This is a genomic window from Anaerocolumna sp. AGMB13025, from assembly GCF_029689925.1.
Lineage (GTDB): Bacteria > Bacillota > Clostridia > Lachnospirales > Lachnospiraceae > Anaerocolumna.
On sequence record NZ_CP121445.1, the window covers coordinates 661,846 to 672,500 of the forward strand.

General features: G+C 36.2%; 10 protein-coding genes (1 of these 10 running past the window's edge). 6 read left to right on the top strand and 4 right to left on the bottom strand.

The genetic code is table 11. The annotated features are described in order from the left end of the window. The first annotated feature begins 151 nt into the window (after window positions 1–151). A complete protein-coding gene (locus QA584_RS02800) occupies window positions 152–310 on the top strand; it encodes a hypothetical protein (RefSeq protein ID WP_278272986.1) in 159 nt (52 codons plus the stop codon). Between the two features lie 68 nt (window positions 311–378). Next, entirely contained in the window at window positions 379–1,038 is a 660-nt protein-coding gene (locus tag QA584_RS02805; protein WP_278272987.1) for a Crp/Fnr family transcriptional regulator, read from the top strand. 136 nt (window positions 1,039–1,174) lie between these two features. On the opposite strand, the gene QA584_RS02810 is transcribed toward QA584_RS02805, so the two are convergent. Together QA584_RS02810 and QA584_RS02815 are read right to left on the bottom strand one after the other, a co-directional pair. Beyond that, complete coding sequence (locus QA584_RS02810) at window positions 1,175–2,077, bottom strand: metallophosphoesterase (protein ID WP_278272988.1); 903 nt, start codon at window positions 2,075–2,077, stop codon at window positions 1,175–1,177. A gap of 3 nt (window positions 2,078–2,080) precedes the next feature. Then, window positions 2,081–3,529: a DUF4474 domain-containing protein gene (locus tag QA584_RS02815; RefSeq protein ID WP_278272989.1), complete on the bottom strand. Its 1,449-nt coding sequence runs from the start codon at window positions 3,527–3,529 to the stop codon at window positions 2,081–2,083. Window positions 3,530–3,869: 340 nt separating this feature from the next. Between QA584_RS02815 and nox the strand changes: the two genes are divergently transcribed. Next, window positions 3,870–5,201, top strand: coding sequence for a H2O-forming NADH oxidase (gene nox / locus QA584_RS02820; protein WP_278272990.1), 1,332 nt, complete (start codon window positions 3,870–3,872; stop codon window positions 5,199–5,201). Window positions 5,202–5,306: 105 nt separating this feature from the next. Here nox and QA584_RS02825 read toward each other — a convergent pair whose 3' ends face one another. Together QA584_RS02825 and QA584_RS02830 are read right to left on the bottom strand one after the other, a co-directional pair. Continuing rightward, window positions 5,307–5,462 (bottom strand): hypothetical protein, encoded by a 156-nt coding sequence (locus QA584_RS02825; RefSeq protein WP_278272991.1) that lies wholly within the window; start codon window positions 5,460–5,462, stop codon window positions 5,307–5,309. 90 nt (window positions 5,463–5,552) lie between these two features. Continuing rightward, the gene (locus QA584_RS02830; RefSeq protein WP_278272992.1) at window positions 5,553–6,689 is read right to left on the bottom strand and encodes a sodium ion-translocating decarboxylase subunit beta; all 1,137 of its coding nucleotides are present in this window, start codon (window positions 6,687–6,689) and stop codon (window positions 5,553–5,555) included. 404 nt (window positions 6,690–7,093) lie between these two features. Here QA584_RS02830 and QA584_RS02835 point away from each other — a divergent pair, with 404 nt between their 5' ends. The 3 genes from QA584_RS02835 to QA584_RS02845 all read left to right on the top strand — a co-directional run. Beyond that, on the top strand, window positions 7,094–8,587 hold the full coding sequence (locus QA584_RS02835) for a methyltransferase (RefSeq protein ID WP_278272993.1): 1,494 nt from the start codon (window positions 7,094–7,096) through the stop codon (window positions 8,585–8,587). A gap of 422 nt (window positions 8,588–9,009) precedes the next feature. Then, window positions 9,010–9,213, top strand: a complete 204-nt coding sequence (locus QA584_RS02840; protein WP_278272994.1) for a cold-shock protein — start codon at window positions 9,010–9,012, stop codon at window positions 9,211–9,213. An 876-nt stretch (window positions 9,214–10,089) separates the two neighbouring features. Continuing rightward, window positions 10,090–10,655: the 5' portion of a deoxyribonuclease IV gene (locus tag QA584_RS02845; RefSeq protein ID WP_278272995.1), read on the top strand. It continues 337 nt past the right edge of the window; 566 of the gene's 903 nt are visible here — the first part of the coding sequence; the start codon lies at window positions 10,090–10,092; its stop codon lies beyond the right edge, outside the window.

The window sequence follows — 10,655 nt, forward strand, 5'->3', positions numbered from 1 at the left end:
AAAATCAGCCCTAAAGTTAAATTGAAAGCATGATTATGCTATGTTTCATAAGCGCTTTATTCTGAGTCTGATCATTCACTTATGACTTTTTCAGGTGGTTCAGACTCAAAATGCACACTGTTTGACGAGCTTAGCGAGGAGTTTGTGCTTTTTGGGTCTTGCTTTACCACATGAAAAAATCATTAGTGAATTCCAGGCTCAGAATCTTAAGCTTATGAAACATAGCATAATCAATGCTTTCTTAATCACCTTCCTTGCTGATTTTATCAAGTATACCAAGACAAAAATAACTGCTAAGTTTGAAGAATGAATTCGAGTGTCAAACAAGAATAAATAAAGAAATCGAACAGATGTAATCAAAAATAATAGGAGAGAACTATGAGACAGGAATTTCAACTATTAAAGCAGGTCGCATTGTTCCAGGGAATTGAAGGGGAAGGCATAGAAGATATCCTTAGTTGTCTTGGCGGAACTGTAAAGAACTATGTAAAGAACCAGACTATAATATTTAACGGGTCTGATATTTCATCCCTTGGTATTATTTTAAAGGGAAATGTTCAGATTATAAGAGAAGATATCAGGGGAAACCGGATGCTGGTGGCAGGACTTTTTGAAGGTGAAATCTTTGGGGAGACCTTTGCTTGTGCGGGAATTACAGAAAGCCCGGTCAGTGTCATAGCAATGGAACCCTGCCAGATACTCCTGCTCTCCATAGACAGAATTGTGACACCCTGCTCCAATGCCTGTAGTTTTCATAGTAAATTGATTACCAACCTGTTACAATTGCTGGCCAGAAAAAATATGTATTTAAATAACAAAATGGAATTATTATCAAAACGAACCATACGGGAAAAGATTATGGCGTATCTTACCCTGGAAGCAGAAAAACATCACTCCAATTCCTTTGCAACGGATTTAAACCGTAATGAACTGGCAGATTACCTTTGTGTAGACCGCAGTGCCATGTCCAGGGAAATCAGCAGACTAAAAGAGGAAGGAATTATTGATTATTATAAAAATAATTTTAAAATATTATAATGCTGAACGTTTCAAAAAAAACTAATTAGGTGGGCTGTAAAAACAATATACCTTGGAACGGGGAAGTAGTAACTACCCGTTGACCTTGATTCACTGTGGTTATGTTATTTAACAGCCCAGTAATCAGCTTATAGTATCACTTAGCAATAGCTCCAAAGTAATCCTGTAATTTAACCGGACCTTCAAGTATTACTTTGTCTACATATAAGGATCTGTCTTTTCTGGTTTTTACCGTCCATTTAACGAGAGTAATTGTTCCGTTTTCGATTTCTATGGCTGTTATGCAGCGCGGATGTACACAACTTCCGTCATTAAAATATAAAGATTCCTCCGGCTGAGGGAACATCGGTCTGTGGGTATGACCAGCTATTAACATGTGCTTTTGCTTCTTTGTCCATTCCGTTAATTTCTTTTCCACTTTTTCTTTTTTGGTATAATTTTCAGCCGCACTTGTAGGATCTCTTACACCCGTTAACTCAAGGGGACGCCATAGATAGCGAACTAAAAATCTGGATAATTTCCATAAGTCATAGTTCAAAAAATCAGCCTGGTGTCCGTGGGTCAGAAATATTTGATTATCTGAGTTGTTATAATTTAATACTAAAGCTTCATGTATTTTAATATTCGGGAATAAGGCAACCCGTTTTTTAATACTTTCTACATAATATGACTTTAAATTGTTCCCGGCGAAATCTTTCTCTTTTTTAACTTGATCATGATTGCCGTACAGCATATATAACCGGCCTTCTTTATAGAACTTTGACATTAGCCAGAAAGCATCACTGTGTATATTGATAATACGGTCTATTTTACGGTTTTCCCATAATTCGTCGCCGTCCCCAAGTTCAATGTAAGTGAAATCCTTCCTGTAATAAAAATCCAATGCTCCAAAAAACAAATTCTGGTTATTTAAAAAATTATCGCCCCAGTTACCGTCACCTCTATGGCAATCACTCATCAGCACTATTTTTGAGGAATCGTCAAAAGATATTTGTTCTGCAGCCTTAAATACCTTATTCAGGCGTGATTGAGTAGACATTTGTTAAATCCTCCCTGGTTTTACTTCATTAACCTCATCCTTGCATTCTGAACCTTCTATAGTTTTACTAGCTAAATTTTCTAAAGCATCGGTCAAATCTGGTTCTGAATAAACAGTAACATAATCTACCTCCGGTTGTACACTAAAAAAGATTCCGTTTTGCTTATCAATCTTCCTGACCGGTTCCCTGATTCCAAGGAAACGTCGGATTAAATCATAACCTTTAAAAAATTCCTTGGTACTGCCGATATTAATGATCTTATGATACAGTTTGGGAGCTGCATATCTTACATAATTTAATCGGTCAACGGTATTGGTATAAGCTCTTGTTGCAATATTATATGCGGTGGTATTTCTTAAATTGTTGTCCTGCATATAACTTTCTATGAGCGGAGTTCTGGTAGAAGGCTGTTTGGAGTGAGGGGTTGCGTAAACAAGCGAAACGGTATTGTCTTGTATGGTAAGGTCTTCAAGGGAATAGCCGGTCTTTAATAAACCGCCTATGAAAGCATCTCTCATTTCGGTATCTTTTAAAGTAATTCCAATATCTACGGTCAGTTCAGAAGGCCAGGAGTATTCCCCAAGCTTAAAGGCGGTAAGCCACCAATGATGTTCACTTCTGCGAAAGATTTCCCGTCCGTTCTTTTTTAGTACAAATGATAATGGCATATGATCTTCTTCGGCTGCACAAAAATAAAAAGTTCCGTTAAACACTCCCGGTATATTAAGGCTTGGTCCCGTTGTAGTATAGATGCCTATTTCGCAGCCAGTAGTCATTCCATATTGACCTTTCCAAAACTCAATCAGCCATTTTTTCCCACCGTACTTAAAATACACCGGTTCACAGTCAATAATCATGCTCAGCGTTGCAGAACCCTCATCATAGGCCTGGCAGTATCCGCATTCGCTTTGCCAACCGTACATAATGGAATAAAAGAAATCCTGATCGGGATAATAAGCAAACCCAAAGGGCTTCAAATCCGTATTTAAGGCTTCCAGATCAAGCGGTATCAAAGGGTGTTTCGGAATGTTTTGACTTATCACATGATCCTCATCCGGTAAATTGGATAACGGCGGATTCTGAACGAAACCTTGTGCAGGGGTTAAAGGCGTTATATGGTCTGGATTTGATATGGGTTCCAAAGGCGTTATATGGTCTGGATTTGATATGGGTTCCAAAGGCAATATATTCTCTAACGCTGATACAGAATCAGAATCAAAAGCCGTTACCTGGTTTAAAGTTGGTATAGAATCCATTGATTCACCCTGATCCAAACTTGCAGCATGTAAAGTAGTCACTTCCTTTTTCTGATGTCTTCTAAAGACAAACCAGAGAAGAATTCCGCTAACTGCTATTAATATCAAAAGAATCAGGACAGGTATATAAAATTTTTGATTTATTGTAAAAACCAGGGGTTTTAAAATTATAGTTAAAATTTCATAAATCAGCATAATTTTGCTCCTTTCATATTAGCTTATATTATAGTATTCGGAACAGCCCCGCTATGTTAAAGGAACGGAATAAGTACTTTAAAATCTTATAAATTTTATTGTAAAAACAGAAGATTTTAATAGGTGAAAACTATCAACATATAATTTAATAATTGCTGAAAATTCTTATAGAATAATATTAGAGTGAAACTACTTCGAGAAAAATTAGTATTGAAATAAAAAATAAATTAGTAGTTGTAATTTTAGAACAGAAGGTTATAATAATATTAGTAACAGTTATTAATATTATTTATTAACATACAAAAATATAAAAGAGAAGAAAAAGCAAGGAGGTAACACTATGAGCAAAATCATTGTTATTGGCGCGAATCACGCCGGAACAGCCGCACTGAATACAATACTGGATAATTACAAGGAACACGAGGTCACAGCGTTTGATGCTAACAGTAATATAAGTTTCCTGGGTTGCGGCATGGCACTATGGATTGGCAGACAGATAAGCGGTCCGGAAGGTTTGTTTTATTCCACCAAAGAAAAGCTGGAGGAAAAAGGTGCAAAGATCTATATGGAAACCCCGGTAGATTATATCGATTATGAAAAAAAGTATGTTTATGCAACGGGAAAAGACGGAACAAAATATCAGGAACCTTTTGATAAGCTGATATTAGCCACAGGTTCTGTACCCATTGTTCCTAATATAGAGGGAAAGGATTTAGAAAATGTGCAGCTGGTGAAGCTGTATCAGAATGCACAGGAAGTCATTGAGAAATTAAAGGACGAATCCATAAGAGATGTTGTAGTGGTAGGGGCAGGCTATATTGGCGTAGAACTGGCAGAAGCCTTTAAGCGCTGCGGTAAATCAGTTACGGTTATTGATTGTGTTGATACCTGTCTGGCCGGTTATTATGATACGGAATTTACGGAAGGAATGAAGAAACATTTAGAGAAAAACGGTGTAACCCTCGCCTTTAATGAAATGGTTCAAAAACTTGAAGGTAATAAGAAAGTAGAAAGAGTGGTAACGGATAAAGGCAGTTATAAAGCAGATATGGTTATAATGGCAATCGGATTTAAACCGAATACCAAACTAGGTGAAGGGAACATTAATTTATTCCGTAATGGTGCGTTTATTGTGAATAAACATCAGGAGACCAGCGTTCCTGACGTCTATGCAATCGGTGATTGTGCAACCGTTTATGATAATACTATTGACGATTATAACTATATTGCCCTGGCATCCAATGCAGTCCGCTCCGGCATTGTGGCAGCTCATAATGCTGCAGGGATTTCCATAGAATCAGCAGGTGTACAGGGTTCCAATGGAATCAGTATCTGGGGATATAACATGCTTTCAACGGGACTTACACTTGCAAAAGCCAGGAAATCAGGAATCAATGCAGTAGCGGCCGACTTTGAAGACCTTCAGAAACCTGCATTTATGGAGAAAAATAATTCAGTCAAAATCAGAATTGTATATGATGCAGATACAAGGATAGTACTTGGTGCGCAAATGGCTTCGGATTATGATATATCCATGGGACTTCATATGTTTTCCCTTGCAATTCAGGAGAAGGTGACTATTGATAAGCTGAAACTGCTGGATTTATTCTTCCTGCCGCATTTTAACCAGCCTTACAATTATATAACTATGGCTGCATTAAGTGCAGTCTAAAATTTACAAAGAAAATAAAAGAACCGGACGGTTTAAAAACATGATTCATACTGTTTTTTTATCGTCCGGTATTCTTATATAAATATTCTATTTGTATTCAAGACCTTATTCTTCTTTAGAGGATTTATTTGGTAATTTTTTCTCAAACCATTGTATAAACATAACTAAAAAAGTAATAATTAGAATCACAGCAAAGATACCAACCATTCCCTTCCACATAATATCAAGGGATATTAAAAACGTATGCATATCAAGAAACATAAGATTACTCCTTTCCAGGTAGCTGTTCATTATTAATATGAAGAACTACAGAACTTCTTATTGTGAACTTAAAGTTTTAACAGTCAACTGTTACAGAAGACCACTTACCAGACCGATAATAATACCGCCGGCTACAACGGAAGCAATTTGTCCGGATACATTGGCCCCGATTGCATGCATTAATAAATGATTTGTAGGATCTTCTTTAATAGCCATCTTCTGAACAACACGGGCTGACATAGGGAATGCAGAGATTCCGGCAGCGCCAATCATAGGATTGATTTTATTCTTACGGAAAAGGTTAATAATTTTAGCGAACATTACCCCACCGATGGTATCAAATACGAATGCCACTAAGCCAAGACACATGATTAAGAGGGTTTCCCAGGTTACAAACTTATCTGCTCTCATACTAAAGGAAATAGTAAGACCAAGTAATAAGGTGATCAGGTTAGCCAGAGAATCCTGTGCAGTTTCGGATAAGCTGTTTAATACACCGCACTCGCGAAGCAGGTTACCAAACATTAAAAAACCAACTAAAGCAACTGACATAGGTGCAACCATACCGGCAATAAAGGTAACTAAAATAGGGAATATTATCTTAATTCTCTTTGAAACGGCTACCGGATTATATGGCATACGGATAAGACGTTCTTTTTTGGTCGTTACTAATCTTATAGCCATAGGCTGTACCAGCGGAACTAAAGCCATATAGGAGTAGGCCGCCACGGCAATGGCACCGACATATTTGGAATTTAACAACAGAGATACCAGGATAGAGGTAGGACCGTCTGCTGCACCGATAATACCGATGGAAGCTGCATCTGCTAAATTAAAGCCTAAGAGTGTAGCTACTGTTAAGGTAAAGAAGATACCGAACTGTGCAGCCGCACCGAATAATAACATAATCGGATTAGAAAGCAAAGGACCAAAGTCAATCATGGCGCCGATACCGATAAATAATAAAAGAGGCAGTGCTTCTGAGGTTTCAATTCCTACGTGAAAGAGCCACTGAATAATACCTTCTGTTTCTCCAAGACCGCTTAAAGTCTGATTGAGTACGCCTGACAATGGTAAATTCACTAAAATAGCGCCAAATCCCATAGGTAATAATAAGGCTGGTTCAAAGCCTTTTTCAATAGCCAGGTAAATTAATAGTATACCGATGGCATACATAATTAGTTGCGGGATTGTAATAGAAGTAATTCCCGATAGTAAAAAGTCCATAGCATGATCTCCCTTCGTGCTTGTACGAATTTTAATTAATAGGGGGGTTTTTAACATCAAAAAGACCTGTATCCTTTCGAAAGGATACAGGTCTTGTCTTTTCAAATTAAACCAGAACGTTTCGTTCATGATGTTGATTTAACTGCAACAATAACCCATAATTGAATAATTATAACTTATTACTTGCTGACTACTCCCCTATATCTAATTACATTTAAAGTACCATAAATAATATAAGAAGTCAATATAAATGAAAGAAAAGTATACAATTAAATGAAAGAAAAGTATACAATTACTACAAAACTGCAAGTTTTGTGTTATAATAATAATAAATATTTATAAAAAATTAGATGCGCCATTGTATGCACTGGACGTATTAAATCCTAAAACAAAAAAGGAGATTCATGATAAGAGACACTTTTGAGAAAATAAAGCAAAATACTGATATCAGGCAGAATTTAATCCAGTTAAGAAGCGAGTTAAAAGAAGGTTATAATAAAACTGCGCTGCGGTATCAGCTTAGTGCAGATTGTTCAATTTTTGAAGATTTACTAAAACACGAAGATGCTAAGGTAAGAAAAAATACAGCATTGATAATAGGAGAACTTGAAATTCCATCCTTTCTTGATAAGTTAATGGAAGCTTATAAAACAGAAACTAAACTTTTTGTAAAAAGTGCTTATTTAACAGCATTAAAAGGGTTTGATTATAAGGAGCTGCTGCCGGAGTTAAAGGAGAGGCTCACAGTTTTAAGTAACCTTAAGCCAGAAGATTCCGATAAAAAGCATATTAATGAAGAAATGAGGGCACTCTCCGAACTTATTATGTCGGCCGAAGGTATAAAGCAGCATGAGTTTACAGGTTTTCAGGTCATGTCACGAGTAATACTTTTAACAAACCGGAATTTTATAACGATTACTTTGGATCAGATCAGGGAGAGAACTGCAAAGGAATTCAATGCGGGTGTACTTGTTCAGACGGATGACTTAAGATCCATAACAGGAGTCAGGACTTACAGCGAATTGCTATTTATGTTAGAGGACCTGCGTACCTGCAGCAGAGATAGCAGGGAGGCTGCAAAAGCTCTGGCAGAGAGCAGTCTCCTTGAATTCATGAAGGCGCGTCATAAGGGAGACGCACCCTTTTACTTTCGGATAGAATTAAAAAGTAAAATGGAGCTTGACAAGAAGAGTGCCTTTACGAAAAAATTCGGAATGGAACTGGAGCAGTTAACAAAGAGACAACTCATTAACAGTACCTCCAACTATGAATTTGAAATAAGGCTTATTGAAAATAAAGAAGGTAGTTTTAACATCTTAATTAAATTGTTTACCCTGCCAGATGAGAGATTCTCTTACCGTAAGAAAGTAGTTGCAGCCAGCATTCAGCCGGTGAATGCAGCTTTGATCGCAGCACTTTCACAGAAATATCTGAAAGAAGGGGCACAGATATTAGATCCCTTCTGCGGTGTCGGCACCATGCTCATAGAACGTAATAAAAAAGTTCCTGCCGGTACTATGTATGGACTTGATATCTATGGGGAGGCGATTGAAAAAGCGAAGGAAAATGCAAAGGCTGACCATTTGGTCATTAATTACATTAATAGGGACTTTTTTGACTTTAAACACGAATATTTATTTGATGAAATCTTCACGAACATGCCAAGAGTCATGGGACATAAAGAAGAATCAGAAATTTTTGAACTTTATCGGAAGTTTTTTATGAAAGCACGGGATCACCTAATAGAAAATGGAATCATGATACTATACACCCATAACCGGGATTATATTAAAAAGCTAGCTAATCCAAACGGATATCGTGTGGAACAGGAATTTGAAATCTCAAAAAAAGAAGGGGCATATTTGTTTATTCTTAAGTGTGCAACTAAGAAAGGCTGAACGTAAATATAAAATGAATTGCTCTAATCGGATTCATCAACCTGTTTATTACTGGCAGTATGGCAAGGGTCTTGCGATACTGCCTGGGGTAAGTAGGATAAACGATGAAATACAGCTTAACTAGCACTTGATTGTTACCATGATATTCATTATTATTCGTTAACTAAAATGCTAAGAGAATAAAATTAAAACAATTATGTGATGCCAGATTTAAATAACCTGTATAAAAGTTACGGGAATTACAAAATTTTACATGAAAAATATTGACAATTAAGAAAATTAGTAGTATAGTTAATTTGTATTTGGATGTTTTTTAGATTTCACATATTTTTGTAAATCTTTAGCCCGTTTAAAGACTTACAAAAATATGTGATTTTTTTATAAACATAAAAAATATAATATATATTTAAGGAGGTATCTTTGTGAATAAAGGTACAGTAAAATGGTTTAACGAACAAAAAGGTTTCGGATTTATTACAAACGACAATGGCGGTGATGACGTATTCGTGCATTTTTCAGGAATCGTATCCGGTGGATTTAAAACTTTAAAAGAAGGTCAAAAAGTTACATTTGAAATAACTCCCGGTAATCGCGGTATGCAGGCAACCAACGTAGAAGTAGCTTAATTAGTAGCTAATAATTCTGCATACGTATTAATATATGTAAAGGATTAAACCTGTAAATTATGTTGACGGGTCATTCTATAGGAATAACGCAAATGCATTTATGTATTTGTTCTATAGAATGGCTGGTCACTTTTTTATTCTCCTTGGAAAGTTTGTCCTAGGAGTAAAGTGACTAACCTATATCCTATTTTTAACGAGAAACTACACGATATATATCCGGTCAATTCATGTCAGGCATTTCAATGCAAATAAGGTGGAGTCTGTAACGAGCGAGCGGCATCCAGTTTTTTATATCGGATGAACAAAGTGTTAGATTGGTTGAACAAAGTGTTAGATCGGATGAACAGATTGTTACAGGTATAACCATCAGATGGTTGCTTTTTTTCACTTGATTAGGTTATCTGTCCTTGGAAATATACTTATAATATTAGATTGAGACTTATAATATTAGATTGAGACTTATAATATTAGATTGAGACTTATAGTATTAGATTGAAACTTATAATAATAGATTGACATTTACGGTATAATAGAATTATTAATCCGGTTTTGTTAATATGGAAAGTAAATAAGCGGCTGGATAGACTAATTAGATAAGAGACACTAATGAAAAAACTTTATGAAAAAAGCAAAATAAAAAAAGTCAAATGAAAAAACTAAATGAAAAAACTTAATGAACTAAATGGAAAAGCTAATTAGAAAAGCCAAATGAAAAAAGCCAAATGAAAAAAGCCAAATGAAAAAAGCCAGATGAAAAAAGCGAAAAAAGCTAAATAAGAAAAGCTAAATAAGTAAGCTAAATATGAAAACAAGATAAGTTAAGACAAATAAGAAAGCAATAAAAATACTTTATAAAACGCAAGATAGGAGTACAGTATGCTGAAACTGGGTTCACATGTCGGAATGAGCGGAAAAGAGATGCTTTTGGGATCTGCGAAAGAAGCAGAGGGTTATGGAGCCAATACTTTTATGATATACACAGGAGCTCCCCAGAATACCAGGCGTAAAAAGATTGAGGATTTAAATATAACTGCCGGACATGATTATATGAAAGAACATGGTATATCTGATATCGTTGTTCATGCTCCCTATATCATTAATTTAGGTAATGCGGCAAAGGAAGATACATTTGCAACGGATTTCTTAGCAACAGAACTGCTCCGGACAGAAGCCTTAGGCAGCCAGTTTCTGGTTCTGCATCCCGGTGCCCACGTAGGAGCGGGGGAAAAAACAGGTATCGCTGAGATTATCAAAGGTATCAACGAAGTCCTTAATCGGGATTCTAACGTTTATATTGCTTTAGAAACGATGTCAGGAAAGGGGAGTGAAATCGGAAAGACCTTTGAAGAACTGGCACAGATCTATGACGGAGTAAAATATAATGATAAACTGCGAGTATGTTTTGATACCTGTCATACCTTTGATTCAGGATATGATATTGT